Source organism: uncultured Brachyspira sp. (assembly GCF_934747485.1).
In the GTDB taxonomy this organism is placed as follows: Bacteria; Spirochaetota; Brachyspiria; order Brachyspirales; family Brachyspiraceae; genus Brachyspira.
Genome location: NZ_CAKVGN010000035.1, coordinates 1 through 22,922, shown reverse-complemented (window position 1 = coordinate 22,922; position 22,922 = coordinate 1). Strand labels below are relative to the sequence as shown.

The 22,922-nt window shown below is 29.2% G+C and carries 19 protein-coding genes; 9 read left to right on the top strand and 10 right to left on the bottom strand.

All coding sequences use genetic code 11. From position 1 onward, the window contains the following. Positions 1-73 precede the first annotated feature (73 nt). The 6 genes from floA to Q0H31_RS07630 all read right to left on the bottom strand — a co-directional run bounded on the left by floA (position 74) and on the right by Q0H31_RS07630 (position 6,305). Positions 74-1,084 carry a flotillin-like protein FloA gene (floA, locus tag Q0H31_RS07655; RefSeq protein WP_295296954.1) on the bottom strand — a complete coding sequence of 337 codons (1,011 nt, stop codon included), beginning with the start codon at positions 1,082-1,084 and terminating at the stop codon, positions 74-76. A gap of 34 nt (positions 1,085-1,118) precedes the next feature. Continuing rightward, positions 1,119-1,823 (bottom strand): UMP kinase, encoded by a 705-nt coding sequence (gene pyrH, locus Q0H31_RS07650; protein ID WP_295296952.1) that lies wholly within the window; start codon positions 1,821-1,823, stop codon positions 1,119-1,121. A 77-nt stretch (positions 1,824-1,900) separates the two neighbouring features. Further along, positions 1,901-2,221, bottom strand: coding sequence for a hypothetical protein (locus Q0H31_RS07645; RefSeq protein WP_295296951.1), 321 nt, complete (start codon positions 2,219-2,221; stop codon positions 1,901-1,903). Positions 2,222-2,224: 3 nt separating this feature from the next. Then, positions 2,225-2,506, bottom strand: coding sequence for a hypothetical protein (locus Q0H31_RS07640; RefSeq protein WP_101503786.1), 282 nt, complete (start codon positions 2,504-2,506; stop codon positions 2,225-2,227). A gap of 15 nt (positions 2,507-2,521) precedes the next feature. Continuing rightward, the gene (locus Q0H31_RS07635) at positions 2,522-4,573 is read right to left on the bottom strand and encodes a sugar-binding protein (protein WP_295296950.1); all 2,052 of its coding nucleotides are present in this window, start codon (positions 4,571-4,573) and stop codon (positions 2,522-2,524) included. Further along, complete coding sequence (locus Q0H31_RS07630) at positions 4,560-6,305, bottom strand: SpoIVB peptidase S55 domain-containing protein (protein WP_295296948.1); 1,746 nt, start codon at positions 6,303-6,305, stop codon at positions 4,560-4,562. The genes Q0H31_RS07635 and Q0H31_RS07630 overlap by 14 nt, the downstream gene beginning before the upstream one ends. A gap of 223 nt (positions 6,306-6,528) precedes the next feature. On the opposite strand from Q0H31_RS07630, the gene Q0H31_RS07625 reads away from it, so the two are divergent. Then, positions 6,529-7,086, top strand: coding sequence for a hypothetical protein (locus Q0H31_RS07625; protein WP_295296946.1), 558 nt, complete (start codon positions 6,529-6,531; stop codon positions 7,084-7,086). Positions 7,087-7,394: 308 nt separating this feature from the next. Beyond that, the gene (locus tag Q0H31_RS07620) at positions 7,395-8,234 is read left to right on the top strand and encodes a glycosyltransferase (protein WP_295296945.1); all 840 of its coding nucleotides are present in this window, start codon (positions 7,395-7,397) and stop codon (positions 8,232-8,234) included. Positions 8,235-8,583: 349 nt separating this feature from the next. Here the strand turns inward: Q0H31_RS07620 and Q0H31_RS07615 are convergent, their stop codons facing one another. Both Q0H31_RS07615 and Q0H31_RS07610 read right to left on the bottom strand, forming a co-directional pair. Next, positions 8,584-10,281, bottom strand: a complete 1,698-nt coding sequence (locus Q0H31_RS07615) for a DNA repair helicase XPB (protein WP_295296943.1) — start codon at positions 10,279-10,281, stop codon at positions 8,584-8,586. 27 nt (positions 10,282-10,308) lie between these two features. Then, entirely contained in the window at positions 10,309-11,010 is a 702-nt protein-coding gene (locus Q0H31_RS07610) for a tetratricopeptide repeat protein (protein WP_295296941.1), read from the bottom strand. Positions 11,011-11,237: 227 nt separating this feature from the next. Here Q0H31_RS07610 and Q0H31_RS07605 point away from each other — a divergent pair, with 227 nt between their 5' ends. Next, on the top strand, positions 11,238-13,403 hold the full coding sequence (locus Q0H31_RS07605; RefSeq protein ID WP_295296940.1) for a PTS transporter subunit IIABC: 2,166 nt from the start codon (positions 11,238-11,240) through the stop codon (positions 13,401-13,403). 221 nt (positions 13,404-13,624) lie between these two features. Beyond that, positions 13,625-15,316: a DNA adenine methylase gene (locus Q0H31_RS07600; protein WP_295296938.1), complete on the top strand. Its 1,692-nt coding sequence runs from the start codon at positions 13,625-13,627 to the stop codon at positions 15,314-15,316. 381 nt (positions 15,317-15,697) lie between these two features. On the opposite strand, the gene Q0H31_RS07595 is transcribed toward Q0H31_RS07600, so the two are convergent. Together Q0H31_RS07595 and Q0H31_RS07590 are read right to left on the bottom strand one after the other, a co-directional pair. Continuing rightward, positions 15,698-16,240 carry an epoxyqueuosine reductase QueH gene (locus tag Q0H31_RS07595; RefSeq protein ID WP_295296936.1) on the bottom strand — a complete coding sequence of 181 codons (543 nt, stop codon included), beginning with the start codon at positions 16,238-16,240 and terminating at the stop codon, positions 15,698-15,700. Positions 16,241-16,281: 41 nt separating this feature from the next. Then, complete coding sequence (locus tag Q0H31_RS07590; protein ID WP_295296934.1) at positions 16,282-17,505, bottom strand: hypothetical protein; 1,224 nt, start codon at positions 17,503-17,505, stop codon at positions 16,282-16,284. Positions 17,506-17,682: 177 nt separating this feature from the next. On the opposite strand from Q0H31_RS07590, the gene Q0H31_RS07585 reads away from it, so the two are divergent. The 5 genes from Q0H31_RS07585 (at position 17,683) to Q0H31_RS07565 (ending at position 22,540) form a co-directional block, all read left to right on the top strand. Then, positions 17,683-18,186 (top strand): hypothetical protein, encoded by a 504-nt coding sequence (locus tag Q0H31_RS07585; RefSeq protein WP_295296932.1) that lies wholly within the window; start codon positions 17,683-17,685, stop codon positions 18,184-18,186. Further along, positions 18,186-18,458, top strand: a complete 273-nt coding sequence (locus Q0H31_RS07580) for a Txe/YoeB family addiction module toxin (protein ID WP_295296930.1) — start codon at positions 18,186-18,188, stop codon at positions 18,456-18,458. Before Q0H31_RS07585 ends, Q0H31_RS07580 begins: the two co-directional genes overlap by 1 nt. A gap of 95 nt (positions 18,459-18,553) precedes the next feature. Next, positions 18,554-19,993, top strand: coding sequence for a Na+/H+ antiporter NhaC (gene nhaC / locus Q0H31_RS07575; protein WP_295296929.1), 1,440 nt, complete (start codon positions 18,554-18,556; stop codon positions 19,991-19,993). Between the two features lie 29 nt (positions 19,994-20,022). Then, positions 20,023-21,573, top strand: a complete 1,551-nt coding sequence (locus Q0H31_RS07570; protein WP_295296926.1) for a DnaJ domain-containing protein — start codon at positions 20,023-20,025, stop codon at positions 21,571-21,573. 19 nt (positions 21,574-21,592) lie between these two features. Then, positions 21,593-22,540 carry a vWA domain-containing protein gene (locus tag Q0H31_RS07565; RefSeq protein WP_295296924.1) on the top strand — a complete coding sequence of 316 codons (948 nt, stop codon included), beginning with the start codon at positions 21,593-21,595 and terminating at the stop codon, positions 22,538-22,540. The last annotated feature ends 382 nt before the right edge of the window (positions 22,541-22,922 follow it).

Genomic DNA, 22,922 nt, shown 5'->3' with positions numbered 1-22,922 from the left:
AGATGCATAAAAACAAATAAAAAGGCAGACTAAAATATTTTATAGCCTGCCAATTATTTATATATTATTATTTTTATTTATTAGAAGAATTATTTTTACTTGTAGTATCCATTCCAGATATACTATAACGCATCTCAGTATCAGCCATAATATTTTTCATGTTATAATAATCTAATACGCCAATATTACCTTTTTTCAAAGCCTCAGCAATAGCAAGCGGCAACTGACTCTCAGCCTCAACAACTTTAGCCTTCATCTCTTCAACTTGAGCTTTCATCTCTTGTTCACGGGCAATAGCCATAACGCGTCTCTCTTCCGCCTTAGCCTGAGCAATTTTCTTGTCTGCCTCAGCTTGGTCAATTTGTAAAACTGCACCAATATTGCTTCCAACATCAACATCAGCAATATCTATAGAAAGTATCTCAAAAGCAGTACCAGAATCAAGCCCTTTAGCAGAAACAACCTGTGATATTCTGTCAGGATTTTCTAATACCTCTTTATGTGTAGCGGCACTTCCTATAGTAGTAACAATACCCTCGCCTACTCTTGCAATAATAGTCTCTTCTCCAGCACCGCCAACAAGCCTGTTAATGTTTGTTCTAACAGTAACCCTCGCAGTAGCCTTTACCTGTATACCGTCTTTAGCAACGGCAGCAATTAATGGCGTAGCTATAACTCTTGGAGAAACTGATGTTCTTATAGCATCAACTAAATCTCTGCCAGCTAAGTCTATAGCAGCAGCCCTCTCAAAACTCAAATCTAATGAAGCCTTGTCAGCAGCAATCAAAGCATCAGCAACAGCAGTAGGATTACCTCCAGCTAAATAATGTGCCTCAAGTTCATTACTGTTTATTTTTAATCCCGCCTTCCATAGCTTAATTTGATTTAACACTATTAAAGAAGGATTAACTCTCCTCAAACGCATAGTAAGCAAAGTAATTATACTAATTCTCACCCCAGAAAATAAAGCTGTAATCCATAAACCTAATGGGAAAAATCTAAAGAAAATAATTAAAAATATTACTATAATTATTATTCCAACAAACATAGGTGCTATTCCAGCCCCCCAAAATAAATCAAACATTATAATCTCCTTAATTTTATTTTTTCTTTATATTTTAATTATGAACATAAGTGCCTATATTTTCGCCTTTAATAGCCTTTGTAATATTGCCCATCTTATTCATATTAAAAACCCTTATAGGCATATTGTTATCATTAGCCATAGCAAAAGCAGTCATATCCATAACACGTAGGTTTTGATTAATAGCATCTTTAAAAGTAATTTCTTTATACATAACAGCATCTTTATTGGTTTTAGGGTCTTTATTATAAACGCCATCAACATTAGTGCCTTTTAACACAATAGAAGCACCAATCTCTAAAGCCCTTAATATAGAAGTACTGTCTGTAGTAAAGTAAGGATTGGATGTGCCTCCAGCTATTATAAGCACATTACCCCTCTCCAATATACGAATAGCCTTATCTCTTTCAAAACCCTCTATCATTCCTTCAATATTGAAAGCAGAAAGTATTTGTGTAGGAGTACCAGCAGCCATAAATCTGTCTTTCAAAGCAATGGCATTCATTATAGTAGCAAGCATACCCATAGAATCCGCTGTAGCTCTCACCATACCTGTTTTGTTAGAAAGCTGCATTCCTCTAAATATGTTGCCTCCTCCCACAACAACAGCTATTTGAGTATTGTTTCCAGCCTCTTTCATCTCCATAGCTATTCTGTCTACAACATTATTATCTATGCCATAATCCTTTTCGCCAAGCAAAGCTTCACCTGATATCTTAAGAAGCACAGTTTGTTTCATAAAACAATTTTCCTCTTTTTTATTTAAATTTCTATGATTATACTTTATTTTTTTTCTATTATCAAGTAAAAACTTATTTATAATTCCGGAGCATGATCGCCCTTATATTCTCCGTCTGGGTGTTTGGTGCATTTTAATGAAGTTAAAAGTCTTATAGTTTTATACTGATAGCCGCAATATTTACAAGTGTACATCTCTTTTTCTGTGCCTTCATAAAGCTTATGCCTATTTAAATAAGGACCTTCCAAAGCTTTTTCACATCTTTGCGATAATAATTCATTTAAATTTCTAAAAGTTAAACCGCATCTCTCGCAGTAGAGTGTCTGCTTATTTTTAGACATAGACAAAATAAAAAAAATAGATAATATAAAAATAAACAATAATAATTTTCTTTTCATAAATTATTCTGATAAAATATCTTTATATTTAGAATCCTTAAACTCAATACAAGGCTTAGAGCTTAGCATATGTATAGCAGTGATGAGTGAATAGCTAATCCAAGCTTTTTTTTCGTCAGGTTTAGAAGAAGAAGATTCATTTTTTTTAAGAAGCTCATTTAATGACTTTGCTATATCATCAATATGCTCTTCAAAAAACTCCTCACACTCATCACAAGTGTCCATTGTAGCTTGACCTGCAACATCATCTATTTTCTTACCGCACCATACACAATTAACTGCCATTAACACACACTCCTATTATATTATAAAAGAATAATACTTAATATTACCCTCAACGTCCATAGCCTCTATAGTAATAGATGATATATTTTCATCTTCTATAGTAATAGTAAAGCTCTCATTCATAGAATCCAACACTCCATCATCTGGAACTATATATAACCACTCATTGTTAATAGTAGAATATCTTACAGTCTTTAAAAATGATAGCTTGTCAGATAATTTAAATGTAATTTTTTTACTATTTCCTTCAGAAGCAGAATTAAAATCAAGCAATTCAGGGGCTTCATTATCATATTTTATATTAAATACCTCAAGAGATTTTGTTTTAATATCTCCAACAGGATTATCATATTTATCACTCGCAGTTATTCTAAAGTCATAAATACCAGAAGGAAGCAAATAAGACTTAAACTTATAATACTGATTTTCTATATTATCAGCAATAAGTTTATAATTTTTCTCACCCTTTAATCTATATTCTAAAGTATATGTTAATTTATCTCCGTTAGGGTCGGTTCCCTTCCAATATACCATAGCCTCTTGTTCTTCTAACTGAGGAGTTTTATTTTCAGCAGAATCATTTTGCTGTCTGTAATATGTAGCCAAGCCTCCATTAATAACATCAGGAGCTAAATTATTTTCTACATAAGTAAAATCCATAGAGCTTAATATAGGGCTTATCTCTGGATTTGCAGTTTTCATTGTAACTTTATATTGTAAAAATCTTCCGTCAGGAGCTTCTATTTTGCCGTTATTGTTTATAGGCTTAAACTCGCTCCATGTCTCATCAACTCTCGCAACATTTCCGCTTCTCATCTCTATAGTAACGCTTGAACCCTCTGGCGTAGTAGTTACAGCATTTAAACTTCCAAATTTGCTAAGCACTCTCAAATCTAAAGTATCGCTTGTAAAAGTGCCCTCTGTTGGATATTCATTTTCCATTTTATATATTTCACCAGTTTTTGATATTGCAAAATAAAGTCCATTATCTGCAGCAGCAAAAGTGGATAATATCTTGTTTCTTAAGCCGCCTATATATGATAATAAACCGTCATTTCCATTTATTCTATAAACATCAGCAGAATCGCCTGTAACAAAATATATGTTATTGTTGTTGTCGCTGCTTAAAGCAAATACTAATGTTTGATTTAAGAAGAAAAGTCTCTGAACTGTGCCGTTTGTATCTGCTTTATATAGAGAGTTTCTAAACTCTTTATCGCTGTCTTCTACTGTTTTGCCGCTGTCTATTATAGAAGGAAGTATTAAATATGAAGGCTCTCTTGTAGCTGTGCCAAAATATAAATTGCCTATATTATCCATAGTGATGGCATATACTTCGTTTTGTGCTGTATCATAAAGCACATTATATGAAGGGTTTTCAACATTTGTAGATAAATCAATATATAATACGAGTCCCCTTCCGGCAGTTCCTACATATAATTTATTTTGCTTTTTATCATAATATAATGACATAGCATGCTGTTCTTCTGTTTTTAATATTTCAGTAATCTTTCCATCATTAACAGATACTTTTAACACTCTTGCATTGTTTCCGCCTGCTGCTAAATATAAATTGCCGTTAGCATCAAACTTCATATCCCATATATAAGTATCATCAACATCTTTAGACCAAATCTCTTTACCGCTACCATCATATTTCATAATTTTAGCATAAGGTCCAACTGCCGCATAAACATTGCCCGCATCATCACTAATTACAGCAGTGAAAGCATTGTCATTATCAGATTTTACAAAAAGACTAAAATTAGTTTCATTAGCATTTTTTTTATATAACTCAGCACCATTTCCGCTTATAGCAGCATACATACTGCCGTCTTTAGCAGGATAGATTTTCCATATATATTTGCCGTCTATAGAGCTTTCTTTCTCTATTAGAGGAGCTAAACTCAAAGAACCTTGCTCTGTAAGCATTATTCCATTGTAAAGTCCATTATCATAAAAACCTTTTTTTGTGCTTGCATAACTTCTTGTTACAACAGCAAAAACATTGGAAGATGATAATATTAGTATAGTTTGCAGTATAAAAATTATCTTAGCGATTTTCATATTTTTTAGCCCCTTCAATTATTATATCTATTTTCATTAAACCAAGTATGGAATACGGCATATCATAATTTCCATTTATATCCGTAATAACAGCCGCCTTGTCTGATGTAGCATCTTTTGCCATTACACCATATTTAGACATAGGAAGCGTTGGATAAGAATATTCCCCTATCTGAACTCCCCTCGATGATGAATATAGCCAAACCTTTAATGCCTTATCATCATAAGACTTGTTATAATATTTCATTACATCGTCTAAACTTCTAATCTTATATTTATTTGGCATAAACAATTTTTGTGCATAAGCATATATATATTCATTAGCAGCATATATAGAATAAACATCTGTACTTAAATTAACAGGCAATTTTATAGGTATATCTACATAAGTTTTTTCTTTTCCGTAAGGAGTAACACCCACTCTTAAATGTATAGTCTCTCCTGCAACTGCTCTAGGCTCTAATAATGTAATATCATTAATAAAACCATATTCCAAATTGCTTCTTTTTACAGATAATTTGATAGATTTTATAGCTACCCTATTAAAGTTATTGTATATAAAGAAATCTATAGGAGCTACAAGCTGATTAATAGCCTCTCTAAAAGCATCTTTTGAAGAATAAGAAAGTATTCTCTCTTCTATTTTATAAGGCTCATCAAAATAATCAGTTTCAATCTCATAGCTTATGCTAAATACCCCTTCCTCTTCGCTTCCGGCAGTAGAACTAATAGCCTCATATATAGCCATAGAAAGAAGGTCTGAGAAATATGTAGGGTCATTTAATACTCTTAAATTAAAATCTCTGTTTAAGAAGTTCTGGTCTTCAACTTTAAGACTAACAGGTATCATAGTATCTTCAGGCACTTCGCCATATACGCCAGACACCCCAAAAGTACCGTCATAAACAGTATAACCCAAATAATTAGAATAAGCAGCACCAATCTTAAAAGAAGAAGCAACAGAAGCCACTATATGATTAATATAAGCCCTTGAAACAGGAGCTCTCAAATGCCCCTTACCCCACATAGAGTGCCCAAAAAGCAAAAACTTCTCATCATCAGTATGCGAAACAGTACCAACCCCCGCTATAGATAAATCCCCATCAACCAAAACTATAGCAACAGAATCCCCAAACAAAAACTTACTGCTTTGATTAGTGTCTGATACAGTTCCTCCAGCCTGCATAGGGTAAAAGCCCATCTCTTTAAACTTTGAAGAATATTCATTAAAAGAATTGGCATTAAATCCAGAAAACATTAAAGGAGTCTGTAAAGCATTTCCAGCCTTTAATCCTGTAGGTCTCACATTAGTGTCATTATATAATTTATACATCTCTTCTATAGGAGTAACACCTGCAATAGGGTCTTTAGAATAATTCCAGCCAAAAGCCAAAGCACCCGCTATTTTACCGTCAAAATATATAGGAGAGCCGCTCATTCCTGCAACAGTGCCGGAATGCTCTAAATTAAGCCCTTCTAATTGTATAAGTATAGCGTCGCTTCCGTTCCACATCTTTCTTAATACAGATATTACTTTTACTTTAAATGGCTCCACATTTGTACCATGTATTACAGTGTAGCCTACTCCTTCCATACCTTCTTTTATTTCACTCATAGGTATTACTTCTGGATTATCCGGAGGCATAGGAGGAAGCTTTTCTTCTTCTTGTGCGAATAATAAATTAAATGATAATATAAAAATTATAAATGCTATTTTTCTCATAATGCCCATATCTAATAATTTGAATTTTATAAATAATAATAACCTATATTTTACATAATAATAAAAAATTATATAATAGTTTTTTATTTTATACAAACACTTTTAAACAATAATAAAACTGCTTGACTTAGTTATAAATGTTGTTTATCATTGCAGCATTAAAAAATTATATAAAATTATTTTCTTATAATATAATAATTTTTTATAAAGCTTTTATATTAGGAGTAAAATTATGGCAAGAGTAAAATTTGTAGAATATGAAGAAGCACAAGGCAAAGTAAAAGAGGCTTTTGATTACCATATCAAAAAAAGCGGAAGTGTAACAAACATGAAAAAAGCACTTCTTAATGATTATGTTACTTATGAAACTATGATGGGTTGGTATACTTCTTATGACAGACTTGTTGAAGTTGTAGGAGAGAGAGCTGCTATGATATTATCACATAGTGTTTCTACTACTAACGGTTGTATATTATGTTCATTATTTTTTATAAGAGATTTGAAAGCTATAGGTGATGACCCTAAAAATCTTAAACTTACTGAAAAAGAAGAGTTATTATCAGAATTAGGCAAGCAAATGGTAAAAGACCCTAATGGTGTTACTGATGAGTTTATGGCTAAATTAAAAAAATATTTCAACGACCAAGAAATAGTTGTTATAGTAGGCTTTGTAGCTTGGATGATAGCTTATAATATTTTTAACTCTACACTTGAAATAGATTTAGATGAATCTTTAATACCTATAAAAGGTGAGTTTGAAAAAGAAACTTGGAGAGCTAAGAACAATTAATTTTATTTTTTGAAATTAAATAACAAGAGCTTTTGTTAATAACTCTTGTTATTTTTTTGTATAATAAAAATTTTAAGTTTGTGATTTTTTTGTTGTTCTTTTTCCCGCCGCAAAAAGAACCAAAAAGTGCAAGTTAAAAATAATATCAAAATAATTATACTTTATATGAAGGATAAATTATTAGATTTGAATATAGCTTTGCATACACTAATAGTCAAAACTCTAAATACAAATTTATTTTTTATAAAATATAGTTATTTATATACATAATTTTTTTAAAAATTTAAAAATATTTTCTGGAAATACAAATGGTAAGCATAATCATCACAACAAGAAACTCTGAAAACTTTATTGCAGATTGCATAAATGCTGTAAAAAACTCTAATTATAAAGATACAGAAATAATATTGGTAGACAATAATTCAACCGACAAAACCGTAGAAATAGCAAAAGAATTAGGAGCAAAAACTTTTATTAAAGGTCCTGAACGCTCTGCTCAAAGAAACTATGGAGCTCAAATGTCAAGCGGTGAAATAATAGGCTTTTTAGATGTTGATATGACTTTGTCAGAAAATGTTATCACAGAATGTTTAGAAGTTTTTAATGGCAACAAAAATATTCAGGCTTTATATATACCAGAAAAAATATACGGCAGCAGCTTTTTTAATAGAGTGAGAAGTTTTGAACGCTCTTTTTATGACGCCACTGTAATAGATGCTGTTCGTTTTTTTAGAAGAGAGGCATTTATAAAAATAGGAGGTTTCGATTCAAACTTAAACGGCACCGAAGATTGGGATATTGACAGACGCATAAAACAAATAGGAAATGTTGATATAATAAAATCTCCTCTATATCATCATGAAAATCATACTCTCAAACAATATATAGTGAAAAAAAGCTACTACGCCTCAAACTTTAATAATTACTTTGATAAATGGGGATATGATGAAACAACTAAAAAACAGTTTGGACTATTTTATCGTTATGTAGGCGTTTACATAGAAAAAGGCAAATGGAAAAAATTATTGCTTCACCCTATTTATACAATATCTATGTATTTTTTGAGATTTCTAATAGGTATAATTTATATATTATCAAAATTTAATATTTCAAAAAAAGAAAATGTATATAAAAACACAAATCAATAAACAATACAATAAATCATTTTTTACTTAAACTTACTTATTAGGTTATATAAGTATAACTAAAAGATAAGTAATTATTCATTATTATCAGACTCCTAACACTATTATGAAGGGCTTGTGATTATTTCACAAGCCCCATTTTTTACTAATTTTTACAATATTTTAATATTATTTTTACACTATTTTTTTATAATGTTTTACTATTTTTATTATAATATGTTTATATAGATAGCACAAAAGTCATTTGTTGCACTCTTAAGATATATATACAAACCCATTACTTTCACTCTATAGGTTCTCTATAGAGTGTTTTTTATTTTAAATTTTTAATAAAAACTTTTATATAAAAAATTTATTTTGAGAAAGTAAGTTCTTCAAAAGAAGCCATATCTAAAAGCTCATAATGATATCCCTGCTCTGTAAGGAATAATTGCCTCTTATGAGAGAAATCTTCTTCTTTTGTATCGCTTGTAATAACCGAAAAGAAATAGCTTTTATTTTCACCTTTTTTCGGACGAAGGACACGGCCTAACCTTTGAGCTTCTTCCTGCCTTGAGCCGAAAGTACCAGAAATTTGTATTAATACATTAGCATCAGGCAAATCAACTGCCAAATTAGCAACCTTGCTTACTATAAGTATTTTTATCTCACCTGACTTAAACTTCTTATAAATCTCATCTCTTTCTGCCTGAGGAGTTTTACCTGTAATAATAGTATATCCTGTTTGTTTTTTCATCTCATTAAGCTGGTCTAAATACTGACCTATAATAAGTATGTTTTTTCCTTCAAGTTTTTTAATAATCTTCTTTACTATTTCATATTTAAGTATATTTTCGCTTGCAATTCTAAACTTCACCTTATCGCTTGAAACAACATAATCAGCTCTCTGAGTATTATCTAAAGGTATTCTCAAATCATAACAATAAGCCTCAGCAATAAATTTTTTCTCTTCAAGCTCCCTCCAAGGCATATCAAACTTCTTAGGACCAATAAGACAAAATACATCTTTTTCAAGCCCATCTTCACGCACCAAAGTAGCAGTAAGTCCAAGCCTTCTCATACTCTGAATTTCACTAGTAAGCTTTATTATAGGAGCAGGAAGCAAATGAACCTCATCATATATTATAAGCCCCCAATTATGCTTAAAAAATAATTCAAAATGCACAAAAGGAGATTCTTTGTCTTTTCTATATGTAAGTATTTTGTAAGTGGCTATTGTTATAGGTTTTATTTCTTTATTTAAGCCATTATATTCGCCAATATCTTCTTTTGGTATATCAGTTTTATCTAATATCTCATCTCTCCACTGCCTGCAAGCTGTAACTCCTGTAACTATTATAAGAGTTTTTGTCTGCATCTTATTCATAGCAGCTATACCTACAACAGTCTTCCCTGTACCGCAAGGCAAGGCTATAACACCAGCCCCACCCTCAGGTCTTCCATTTGCATAAAAAGCTTCTATCGCATTTAATTGATACTCACGCAGAGAAAAAGCCTCTCCATTAGATAAAAGCTTGTTTCTTAAATTAAAATGATACTCTTCCCCTGTTTTATAACCTGCTAAATCTTCTACAGGATAGCCTATATTTATGAGAGCTAATTTTATATGCCCCCTGTAAATTGGGTCTATTTCTATTTTATTGTCATTAACTTCTCTTTTAATATATTTTACCATTGCTTTATAATGAAGCACTTCTTCTATAATGCTTTCATCATCGCTTATAAGGTAATATTTATCATCATCTTCTTTAATAATCTTTATTCTGCCATATTTTAATATACTGCTTTCTATTTGTTTTACAATGTTTTTTGGTATATCATAAGAAGAATATTTCTTTAAAAAATCTATTATAGACTCAGCACTATAATTTAGACTAGCAGCATTCCATAATGATACTAATGTAATTCTATATGTATGAATATATTCAGGACTCTTTACAAGCTCTGCAAATACAAGCAAAAAATTTCTTATTTCTTCAAAATGCTCTGTACTTACATCTAGTAAAATAGTACCATCGCCCTGAACTATGATAGGAGCATTATTATTCAATGTTTTTTCCTTAAAATTAATAAAAAATTAATATATATTATTTTCTATAAGAGTCATAGTTTCATTAAATATGTTAAGATATTCTGTATTATTAGTATTATTATTTGCCCAAGTCTTTAATACATTAATGGCTTTAGTTTTATCATTTTGTTTTCTATATACATCAGATAAAGTTAAAGTTGCTTGAGGAGTTAAATAATTTTTAGGATATGCTTTAGTAAAGTTTTCTAAAAAAGTAGCAGCCTCTGCATAATTAGTTTGTTCTATTAATACATTAGCTAAATTGTATGAAGCTGCTGCTTGCAAATAAAAACCTCTAGAGTTTGCTACTTCCTGATAATATTTTTTAGCTTCATTATAGTTAGCAACATCAAAATAAAGTCCGCCCAAAGTAAAAGCTGCTCTAAGTTTTAGAGTTTTTCCTTTAGCATCATTATAAGTTTTTTGAACTCTTGTAGTAATATCTACTATTAAAGCAGGGTTATTTAATTGATCCTGAGGAATATTTGCTGTTTGATACATTCCATACAATGCCAAAGCCTCTTCAAAATTTGCTGCTGTTTCTTTATCTGCATTTTCTATATTCATATTATAAATTAAAATACCGGCTATGATTGCTACTATCAATACAAAACCAGATATAAAAATTATTCTATTATTATACACATAAGTAAATATTAATTCCGCGTTTTTTTGAAGTTTATTAGTAGGGGTAGTATTTTCAGACATAATATCCTCTTATTATTAATTTAATTATTTTTTAGTATTTAATTATAATAGTAAAAGCGAAAAAATCAAGCATTTATTTTGAATAATTATCATTATAGTTTTTTTATATATTTTGCTCATATTTATACTTTTTTGTGATAATAGTATCGTTAAAATAAAATAGCATTTGACATATAAAAAAATATTGATAATATTATATTATATCAAAAAATTTGGAGTTTTTATATATGAAGGATAAACTTTTTGGAGTATTGCAAAGGGTAGGAAGGTCTTTTATGCTTCCTATAGCTGTGCTTCCTGTAGCAGGGCTCTTTTTGGGTATAGGCAGCTCTCTTACAAACACAACTATGCTTGAAACCTATAATCTTATGGGGATTTTAGGTCCGGGTACTATTGCTTATGATATATTATCAGTATTAAGTGAGGCTGGTAATATTATATTTGGAAACTTGCCTATCATATTTGCTATGAGTGTAGCTATTGGTATGGCAAAGAAAGAAAAAGAGGTTGCTGCTTTATCTGGAGCTATAGCATTTTTTGTAATGCATGCTTCTATTGGTAAGATGATAACAGTTATGGGCGGAGCTGACAAATTATTGGCTGGTTCTACTACTAACGTTGTTGGTATATTATCACTTCAGATGGGTGTGTTCGGCGGTATAATAGTAGGACTTGGTGTAGCTGCTTTGCATAACAAATTCTATACTATAGAGCTTCCTCAAGTATTATCATTCTTCGGCGGTACAAGATTTGTGCCTATAATATCTGCTCTTACTTTTTTGGTAGTAGGCATATTAATGTATTTTGTATGGCCTCCTATACAGGTTGTAATGAATAAACTCGGAGATTTAATAGCTGGTTCTGGTTATATAGGTACTTTATTCTATGGTATCATAGAAAGAGCATTAATACCTTTTGGTCTTCACCACGTATTCTATACGCCTTTATGGCAAACTTCACTCGGCGGAACTATGGTTATAGACGGCAATTTAGTAGAAGGTGCACAAAACATATTCTTTGCTCAATTAGGCTCTCCTACTACAACTGCATTCAGTGTTGAAGCTACCCGCTTTATGACTGGTAAATTCCCATTCATGATATTTGGTTTACCTGGTGCTGCTTTGGCAATGTATAAAACTTCAAGGGTAGAAAAGAAACAAGTTGTAGGAGCTTTGCTTTTCTCTGCAGCTCTAACAGCTATGATTACAGGTATTACTGAGCCTATAGAGTTTACATTCCTTTTTGTAGCTCCAATATTCTATGCTATACACTGCGTACTTGCTGGTATATCTTTTATGCTTATGCATATACTTCATGTTACAGTTGGTATGACATTCTCAGGCGGATTAATAGACTTACTTTTATTTGGTGTAATACAAGGAAATGCTAAAACTAATTGGGTTTGGATTGTAGTAGTTGGTGCTGTTTATTTCTTTATATATTATTTCTTATTCTCTGCTTTGATTAAGAAATTTGATTGGAAAACACCGGGAAGAGAACCAGACAGTGAAGAGCCTAAACTTTATAGAAGAGCAGATGTTGTTGCTGCTAAAGCTGCTGCAAGCGGAGAGAAGGTTGATACAAATCCTTTATTCCAATATGAAGAGGCGCCTTTAATAACTGCAGGACTTGGCGGTAAGAAAAACATTAGCGACGTTGATTGCTGTGCTACAAGACTTCGTGTAACAGTATTTGACCCTTCAAAAGTTGTTGATGCTACATTAAAAGCAAGCGGTGCTGCTGGTATAATCAAAAAAGGTAATGGTATACAGGTTATATACGGACCAAAAGTTACTGTAATAAAATCAAGACTTGAAGAGTATTTAAATGACCCTATAAGCGACAATGAAAATAACGCTGCTGCATCTTCTAATGAAAATACTTCTTCTACTAATAAAAATGAACCTCAAAAGAAAGAGGCTTCTAACAGTAATGAGCTTGTAGACACTGTTTATGCTCCTATTAAAGGAAGCATTGTTAAGCTTGAAGATGTTAAAGATGAGGCATTTTCTTCTGGTGCTATGGGTAAAGGTATTGCTATTGATCCTCAAGAAGGTAAAGTATATGCTCCTTTTGATGGAATAATAGAAACTGCTTTCCCTACAAAACATGCTATTGGGCTTACTTCTGATAAAGGTGTTGAGTTGTTAATTCATATAGGTATGGACACTGTTAAACTCAATGGTGAGCATTTTACTTCATATATTGAAGATGGTCAAAAAATTAAGAAAGGTGATTTATTATTAGAGTTTAACATTGAGGGAATAAAAACTATAGGTTACTCTACAGTTACTCCTATAATTATCACTAACTCTGATGATTATGAGAATATAGAGCCAACATCATCTGCTAATGTAAATGCTTTAGACAAACTCATTGATGTTAAAAAATAAATAAACTATAATAATTATAAAGGGGCTTAATTTTTGTTAAGCTCCTTTTTTTTAAAATTGTACTTGCCAAAAAATTAAATTAGTATTTAAATAAGTAAACATATTATTTAAAAATAAAAAGCTCTTAAAACAAAGCATCATCTAATATTTATCAGCAAAACAAAAAAATAGTTATTGATTATTTATATATATTATGTTAATATAATTATGTTAATATAATTATGATAACTAAAGATAACTACCTCAAAAATAACCTGATAGCCTATATCGGTAATAAAAGAAGACTTCTGCCATTTATAGAAAATGCATTTCTAAATATTTTAGAAGAAGATAAAAATATAAAAACGGCATTAGATTTGTTTGCTGGAAGCGGGAGTGTATCAAGACTTTTAAAAACTCTTAATTTAAAAGTATATTCAAATGATTGGGAGTATTATTCATATATATTAAACTACGCACATATATGCATAAATGAAAAAGATGTAAATAATATGTTTAAGCATACAGGTGGCATTGAAAACACTATTAACATAATAAACAACATCAAAACTATTAACTATAAAGACAGATACATTTCAAAATATTATGCACCGTTAGATGACAATAACCCAGATTTAAAAAATGAAAGATTATTCTATACTCAATATAACGCCACAAGAATAGATATCATAAGACACAACATAGAAGAACTTTACAAAAATAAAGCAATAAATAAAAAAGAATATTATTATCTCTTAGCTTCTATAATATATGAAGGAGCAACGCATACAAACACATCAGGAGTATTTAAAGCTTTTCACTCTGGTTTTGGAGGAAGAAACAAAGACGCTCTAAAAAGAATACTTTCACCAATATCATTAAAAGAGCTTTCTCTATACGATGGAATAAAAGGCGAAGTAAGTATGCTTGATGCAAATGAATATGTATTAAAAAATAAAGACAAGCATTTTGATTTGGTATATTTAGACCCTCCATATAATCAGCATCAATATGGAAGCAACTATCATTTATTAAACACAATAGCATTATGGGATAAACCTGCAATAAATAGAGAAATATATATAAACGGCAAAAAAACAGATAAAGGCGGTATAAGAAAAGATTGGGTTAAAACAAAATCCGATTACTGCTACAAAAAAACAGCAAAAGATGCATTTAAAAATCTAATAGATAATATAAATGCAAGTCATATAGTATTGAGTTATTCTACAGACGGTATAATAGATTATGATGATTTAATTTCAATATTAGAAAGCAAAGGCAAATTAAAAATAGTAACTTCAGAGTATACAAAATATAGAGGAGCAAAACGCTCTGTAATAAATAAGACCAAAAATGTAGAATATTTATTTATAGTTGACACTAAAAAAAATAATACAAGCAGCAAAAATAATAATATAAAGTACATTGAAAATATAAGATTAAAATTAAATAATCCTGTAGATACCATAAAAGATAATTTGGTATTTGAAAACAAAAAAGAAGGAAATATCATATTAAAATTAGAATATACAACACATATAATAAATCAAGAAGAAATATGCCAAACATTAAAAAATAAATCATTAGAATATATAAAATTGTTTTCAGAGTTTTTAAATAAGCATATAAAAGAAAATAATATAGAAGCTTTAAAAATATATTTATCACACTTAAAAAACGCCATATTAATAAACGACAAAAAACTAATAAAATATTTTTCAAATCATATACTAACAATATATACAAGACTATGCTCAAAGAGGTCTAATGAATATATAGTTGATATCACAAATGAAATATTAAACATCATATCCTACTATAAACTTGATGATATAATATATATAGACAAAATAAAAAAGAGAATAATTTATAATATATCACATTCAGAGATATCAGAAGAGAATAAAAACAATATATTGGTGAAACTATAGTAAATATTATGGTTTTTTTGATTATTTTATATCAATACCATATCTAAACAACTATATTTTTTATAGAAGTTTTTTCAACTTTTTCCCGTAGCAAAAAGTTGCAAAAAGTACGAGTATTTAAGTTTTATATATAAATACATAGTAATTTTTTGAATATATTTAAATATTATTTCATAGAAATGCAGTTCTTCGCGAAGCGTATCCGAAGGATATAAGATTTTTTTATACCAATACCGAAAGGTACCTACTCGGTAAAAGAACTGGGGGCGTGTACCCTATGGGCACGCTTCGCAGGTGGCAAATCCAGCAAAATTAAAATACTTTTATAAATAATTTTCTCAAATAGTTTATAAAGAGAATACTGTTAATAAAACTATAGTTTTACTTTCTTATGCTAAACTCACATCCGCAGTAGTGCTGTCTATAAAGTCCTGCCTCATTAGCTATTATATTAGTCTTTTTAAATCCGTCTTTTTTCTTAAAATCTATATGCAAATATTCTATATTATCATATTTAGAAGCAATGCTACTACCTATCATCTCTATAGCCTTGCTGTTTTTATGCGGGCTCACACTCATAACAGTAGTAACATATTTTGCATTAATACTATTAGCATATTCAAAAGCCTTAGCTATTCTATGCTTAAAACAAATATTGCACCTTGCACCCTTTTCAGGCTCATTCTCAAAACCCTTTATATCATTATACCAATCTTTTATATACGCTTCATTTTCTTCTATATATATATCTATGTTATTATCTTGAGTAAACTTTATAAACTCATCTCTTCGTCTGTTATACTCTTCTATAGGATAAATATTAGGATTATAAAAATAAAAAACACTGCCATAATCTTCAAGCAAAGTTTTAGGATAACACATACAAACAGCACAGCATGTATGAACAACTAATTTCTCTTTCATCAAACAACACCAATTATTTATTATTATTTCTATATAATGATTTATCTCTTGTTGGCTTTTAAATTAATAGTCTTGTCATCGAAACTATTTATAATTATTTGATAGCCCATATTCTTTGCCTTAGCATTAATATCAACGGCTAAATCTCTGCTGCTTCCAACATACTGCACAACATATCTTGATGAATCTCCGCTTATTCCTCTGTTATAAACGCTTTTAAGATTTTCTATATTTTTCTTAAGAGCCTCTTCAAAACCTATAGAATCATTAAAATCAAGTCCACTTACATATATAGTGTATTCAGTACCATTTTGAACTTCACTCTGCCATTTAGTTACTATTTGATTAATAAAATCTTCAGAAATAGAATCAGCCGATTTTACCAAAGCAATAGAATGAGCATCTTTTTCGCTTCCGCCTACCCCTCCAGCCTGATGAGTAGCACGGGCTATAGTGCTGTAATCAGATACATTCACAGCAGTAATAGCAACATCGCTTCTAAAACTTTTTAAAGCAGTTCCTTGTATAGTGGTAAAATATGCAGCATCAGCCTTGCCAAGTATAGCAATCTGAGCACCTGTAGCCTCTGCTATTTTTTTTACAGTAGAAGATGAATTGTCAGAATAGCTAATATTTTCACTTCTTACAACATTTCTTAAAGAACTTGCACTTACAAATTTAAAACCCTTGTCGCTCATATTTTTTTCAAGTTCTACATTAAATGCATCGCTTAATTCACCATTATCATCAGTAACAAGCACAACTATTAAAGGCATATTTTTTCTATCTAACAATATACCCATAGCCTGCAAATTGTCCTGAAGCATATCTACTCCAACAACCGCCTCAATTTTTGCATACCATACAGATGAGCTTTTTGTAATAGAAAGCACTTTATAAGAAGAAATATATCCAGTAGTGTTTTCATATATTTTAGAGCTTATAAGTCTGCTGTTTTCAACCAAAGTACTGCCATTAACTATAGAGCCCACAGCTTGTTCAACAGCATTTCTTTTAGCACTTTCTAAAGCCCTGTCTATAGCATTAGCCTCGCCTCTGTTATCAGAAGAAGCAAAACCCTCAGCTACTATTTTTGTAGTTTTTCCGCCTTTAAAATCTGGATTCTTCCAATTATTAATAACACCTATCTCACCAGTATCCTCACCTATAAGCACTCCGCTTTGAGTACTCTTTGAAGTGGTTGCACATGATATAAAAAATAACATTAAAAAGATTGCTAAAAATAATTTATATAATTTCTTCATAAAACTCATAAACCTAAAAGTATTTTTTTAATAAATATATATTATAATCAAAGCCTTATTTTTTCAAGCAATAATATTTTATAAAGATTTAAACATCATAATTATCAAAAAATAAAAAATTTATTAAACTTGCTTTTATGTTTTTTTGATATTATACTTTAAGTATTGGAGGATATCATGTATTTAACTAATAATGAAGATAAAATTCAAATATTAGATAATAAATTATATATAAGCAGAATAGAAGAACTAAATGAGCTAATAGGTAAACTTAGTGAAGAAAATTATAAATTAAAAAAATTATTATCTAAAAAACAAGAAACTTATGTAAAATTATATATTTGCAAATATACTCCATATATGGTTAGTGATGTTATATACAATAATTTTTTTGTAAAAATTAGCAGCCATACGATTACCAAAGTAGCAGAAGAAAATAATTTTTTTGATGATGAAATAAAAGCTATAAGAATACCAAGAAAAAAAAATTCTAAAGAAAAATATGCTTCTACTGTATTATTTTCTATAGTTGGAATTGCAGAACTTACATATATTTTAGCAAATAAATTTTCAATAGATTTAACAATATCACAAAATTACTTTGAAAAATCTCTAAATCAATTAAAAAAAGGTGAAATAAAACATTATAGTATAAATAAACTTAAAGCTATGGAAAAATAATGTCTTATAATATTAATTTGACTAAAGAAGCTGAAAATCATCTTGAATTTTTTTATAAAAACGATAAAAGCATAATAAAAAAAATAAATAATTTAATAGAGAATACAATAGAAAATCCTAGAAAAGGAATAGGAAAACCAGAAAGACTAAAATATAAAAATGAAGAATTATATTCAAGAAGAATTAATAAATATCATAGAATGGTGTATAAAATAGATGATGATAATAATTCCATTATAATAATTTCATTTTATGGACATTATGATAATTAATTTTTTACATAATCAAATAAGTCTTATAAAGTTATTATTTTTTAATTGACTAAAAAACTACTTAATTATACTATATATAAAAGGCTTAATCTAAAATGAATAGTAAAATTAAAAATATACTAACATTCTGGAAACTATTTCCTCTTATTTTTATCCTCATCACAGTTTTAATATTTACTGTAAAATATGGAGTTCCAATAGAGTTTTTACTTACAATAGGAACATTAATAGCATGCATAATAGCATATTTTGCAGGATATAAATGGAAAGACATGGAAAATGCTTTCATTAAAAAAATTGTTGATACTTGGATTGGTGTTTTGATATTTATATTAATAGGCATAGTAGTAGGTTCTTGGATGTACTCAGGCACTGTACCTATGTTAATATATTACGGCATAAAACTTATTCACCCTTCATTTATACCTGTAACAGCTTTTATTGTAACATCATTTCTTTCTATATTTACTGGTACTTCTTGGGGTTCTGCTTCCACTGCTGGAGTTGCATTCATTGGTATTGCTCAGGCTACAAATACGCCTCTTCCTCTTATAGCCGGTGCTGTTATAAGCGGTGCATATCTTGGCGATAAAAACTCTCCAATATCAGACACCACTGTTTTGGCTGCTATCGGTGCAGGCACTACATTACAAAATCACATAAAAACTATGCTTGTAAACACTATTCCATCTGCAATACTTGCTGCTATAGTTTTTACAGTATTGGGTTTTAATTCCGCTCCAATGAATTCTGATATTCTAAACTTAAAAGAAGCAAGTGAGATATTAACTTCATTAGATAATATATTTAACTTCAATATATTATTACTAATTCCGCCAATATTTGTACTTATAGCAAGTGTAAAAGGTGTTAATCCTGTAATAACAATGTTTATAGGAAGTTTGATTGCTATAATATTAGGAAACATATTTCAAAACTTTGGTATTATAAATTCTATGAAATCATTTGTAACTGGTTTTAATATATCAATGTCTCCTACAATTAATGAAGTTGATATACCATTAAATTTGCATTCATTATTAAACAGAGGCGGTATGATGAGTATGATGCCAAGTGTATTGTTTTTGATACTAGCACTTACCTACGGAGCTATGCTTGAACTTTTGGGTACTTTTGAAACATTGATAACATTATTAATAAAAATAACTAAAGGAAGAAGAAGTTTAATATTTATCACATGGCTTACAACATTCACTATAAACTCAGCATTAAGCAGCTTACAATTTACTTTCTTAACTTTAGGAAATGTGCTTCAAACAGTATATGATAAATATAATATCAACAGAGGAGTCCTCTCAAGAACTATGGAAGAAGGGGGAACACTTACAGAGGTTTTACTTCCATGGACAATCACAGGTGTTTATATGACTTCTATACTTGGAGTACACACTTTAGAATATATGCCTTATTCGTTTTTTAATCTTATAAGTATATGTATATCATTTATCTATATGCTCACGCTCCCGAAATTCGCTGTAAGCAAAAATTATAATTATACCAATATAAAACTTTAATATACTTTTATATATAAAAAGGATATATAATGATTAATAAATTTTATAGAAGAATAAAAAGAATATTTATAAACAAAAATAATAAAAGAAAACGAAAGAAAAATAATAAAAGAAAATCAAAAACTGACAAAGTCATATCCAATAGATTAGAAAAAACAACAAACATTCAGCATAAAACGCAACAACTTATGCAAAGTAATAGCGATTATATTGATAAGAACATATCTCTAATTGATGAAAATAAAGATTTGGGTAAGCAGTTAAATAAAAAAATAGAAGAATATAATGATTTATTTATTAAACTTCAGGAAAAAGAAAGGGAGCTTGAAATAAAATCTAATAATTTAAATGCAAGGGAAGAAAGTTTAAATGAAAGAGCTAATAATATTAGAAAAGAAGAAATTAATTTAAACATAAAAAAAGAATATATTGATAAAGAAGAACAAAGAGTAGAGAAAAAAGATAGGGATTTAGATGATGAAAGAGAAGAGATAAAAAAACGTGAAAAAATATCAAGAGAAGTAGAAGAAAAAGCAAGAGAAAACATAGAAAGATATGAGGTAAAATATGAAGAAGCAAAAAGAGATAAAGAATACTATAAAGAAAAAATAGAAGAGCTTGATGCAAGAGAGAGAATATGCAGAGAAAGAGAAGAGGATATAGAATCAAGAGATATTGATTTAAAAGGAAGAGAGGACACTTTCTCTTCAAGAGAAGAAGAATTATTTGAAAGTTTTGAAAAAGAAAAGGCAGAATGGGAAGAGAAAAGAGAGGAAATAGAAAAAATATTATCAGAAAAAGAAAAAGAGCTTGATAGAAAAATAGCTGCTATGGAAGAGTCGGCAATAGCATTTGAAGATATAAAGTTTGATGATACAGAAGATGGTAGAAAAGCAAAAATAGTTGTAAAAGAAGCGATAAGAAGATCATTAAAACTGCTTGAAGAATCTATGAACGAGTTTAAAGAGTTAGAAGAAAAATATTCAAGCGGAACATTCAAAGGCTTTGCTACACCTATAGAAGAAATAAGCGATTCATTTGAAGAATTAAAAAATGAATTTATTAATATAAACAAACATAATAATGAAAGCGGAAATATTTTTGATTTATGGATTCAAGAAATAGAAAAATATATAGAAGAAACTGATACAAATATAAAAAAGCATTTCTTTTCAGAAGCATATAGAAGCTGTGTATTTGGACTTTCATATTGTAAAAGCTATATAAAAATGGTTGAAATATTTAATGAATATACTTCTTCAGGAAGTTCTGAAGAAAGTTATTCTGATGATGAACATAAAGATTCTGAAGGCAACTTTATGAATTGGTATGAAATATTATGGGAAGAAAAATATGATGAAAATAAATATGAAGAATATACATCTTATTCAGAAAAAGAAATAAATAAACAATATAAAAAAATGATGAAAAAATATCATCCTGATACTGCAGAAAATAAAGATGAAGCTCATGAAAAATCTACAATGCTTAATAAAGCAAAAGAAATATTATTAGATGAATATAAAAAGCAAAATTATGACAGAGAATATATGGAATATTTCTCTAAAAAAAATAAATAATATTTAAGGAGTTTAAATTATGTCAGAAGAAAATAAAATACCAGCTTTAAGAAAAGGTAATGTTTCAATTAATAATAAAAATAATTTAAATAAGATAAAACCAGTTGATACATCAAAATCAAAGATTTCAAAAATACTAAAAGAAGACTCTATAGAGAAACAGATGAATGATGAAATAAAAAGAAAGAAAGGACTTGATTTAGTATTAGTAGGAGATTTAACAGGCTCTATGAGTGCATATAGAGAAAAATTAAGAAGTAAGTTTATGGAACTTTCAAAAACTTTATTTCAGATTATAGACAATTTGCGTATAGGTATTATATTTTATTTAGATCATGGAAGCGGAGATCCTTATATTACTAAAGTACATGAATTATCTGTCAATGTTGATTCTTTATTAAACTTTATAAATAATGTTCCAAATGGACATGGAGGAGATGCTGATGAAGCTGTTGAAGATGCATTAAACGATGTATATAATATAAATTGGAGTCAAATAAATTCAAAATCAATAGTGTTATTTGGAGATGCTTGCCCTCATGAACCTAATGAATGTATACATAAATATGATTATTTCGAATTAACTAAAAAACTCTATCAAAAACAAGTAACTATCAATACAGTTTTCTGCAACACAGGATATGGAGGATATGGTAAAGTTTCTTCTGCTTATAAAATAGAGATAGGAGATTTTAGTAAAAGAGTTTCAAGATTAAAAGAAGATGAATTCTTTTCTTGGATAGCAAATGTTACTGGAGGAATTGCTATAGGAGTAGAACAGATAGAAGATATAGTTGATATAATACAAGCTATGGCAGCAAAAGATGCTGGTAAAATGTATGAATACGAAGAAGAAATTAAAAAAACACATAAAGCTGCTAAAATACCAATACTAAAATATATAAAAGAAGAATCCTTAAAAATAGAAGAAAAAAAGAAAACTTTAAGAATCACAGGCAGTAAATAAAAAATATAAAAGGCATACCAATATAGTTAGTATGCCTTTTTTATTTGCAATTAAAATTATTTTATAATTATATTTAGTCATCATAAAATGTAATATTCAAACACATGTTTAATAATCTATTATTTTTTAATCTAAAATACGTATGTATTTTTTATCTTTATTATTTAATCTATATTTTTATTAATTGCCGCAACTTACAAATGATTTTTTATATGCATAATCACTTTAAATAAAATATACTAATATATGTAATCATAAAACATTTATGATAATTAATGAACAGTATTTATATACAAACACATATGATTTGCACAGGAGCCAGACATATTGCAGTTAGGAATTCCTTAATTTCTTAAAGTATAGCATAGGTGTATCATAATTT

Bases quoted from the DNA above. Each gene is read 5' to 3' on its own strand.
- Q0H31_RS07640 (WP_101503786.1), bottom strand. From the start codon at position 2,506: ATGGCAGTTAATTGTGTATGGTGCGGTAAGAAAATAGATGATGTTGCA.
- Q0H31_RS07595 (WP_295296936.1), bottom strand. From the start codon at position 16,240: ATGAAAGAGAAATTAGTTGTTCATACATGCTGTGCTGTTTGTATGTGT.
- Q0H31_RS07635 (WP_295296950.1), bottom strand. From the start codon at position 4,573: ATGAAAATCGCTAAGATAATTTTTATACTGCAAACTATACTAATATTA.
- Q0H31_RS07600 (WP_295296938.1), top strand. From the start codon at position 13,625: ATGATAACTAAAGATAACTACCTCAAAAATAACCTGATAGCCTATATC.
- pyrH (WP_295296952.1), bottom strand. From the start codon at position 1,823: ATGAAACAAACTGTGCTTCTTAAGATATCAGGTGAAGCTTTGCTTGGC.
- Q0H31_RS07605 (WP_295296940.1), top strand. From the start codon at position 11,238: ATGAAGGATAAACTTTTTGGAGTATTGCAAAGGGTAGGAAGGTCTTTT.
- Q0H31_RS07570 (WP_295296926.1), top strand. From the start codon at position 20,023: ATGATTAATAAATTTTATAGAAGAATAAAAAGAATATTTATAAACAAA.
- Q0H31_RS07565 (WP_295296924.1), top strand. From the start codon at position 21,593: ATGTCAGAAGAAAATAAAATACCAGCTTTAAGAAAAGGTAATGTTTCA.
- floA (WP_295296954.1), bottom strand. From the start codon at position 1,084: ATGTTTGATTTATTTTGGGGGGCTGGAATAGCACCTATGTTTGTTGGA.
- Q0H31_RS07580 (WP_295296930.1), top strand. From the start codon at position 18,186: ATGTCTTATAATATTAATTTGACTAAAGAAGCTGAAAATCATCTTGAA.
- Q0H31_RS07590 (WP_295296934.1), bottom strand. From the start codon at position 17,505: ATGAAGAAATTATATAAATTATTTTTAGCAATCTTTTTAATGTTATTT.
- Q0H31_RS07625 (WP_295296946.1), top strand. From the start codon at position 6,529: ATGGCAAGAGTAAAATTTGTAGAATATGAAGAAGCACAAGGCAAAGTA.
- Q0H31_RS07630 (WP_295296948.1), bottom strand. From the start codon at position 6,305: ATGGGCATTATGAGAAAAATAGCATTTATAATTTTTATATTATCATTT.
- Q0H31_RS07645 (WP_295296951.1), bottom strand. From the start codon at position 2,221: ATGAAAAGAAAATTATTATTGTTTATTTTTATATTATCTATTTTTTTT.
- Q0H31_RS07585 (WP_295296932.1), top strand. From the start codon at position 17,683: ATGTATTTAACTAATAATGAAGATAAAATTCAAATATTAGATAATAAA.
- nhaC (WP_295296929.1), top strand. From the start codon at position 18,554: ATGAATAGTAAAATTAAAAATATACTAACATTCTGGAAACTATTTCCT.
- Q0H31_RS07610 (WP_295296941.1), bottom strand. From the start codon at position 11,010: ATGTCTGAAAATACTACCCCTACTAATAAACTTCAAAAAAACGCGGAA.
- Q0H31_RS07620 (WP_295296945.1), top strand. From the start codon at position 7,395: ATGGTAAGCATAATCATCACAACAAGAAACTCTGAAAACTTTATTGCA.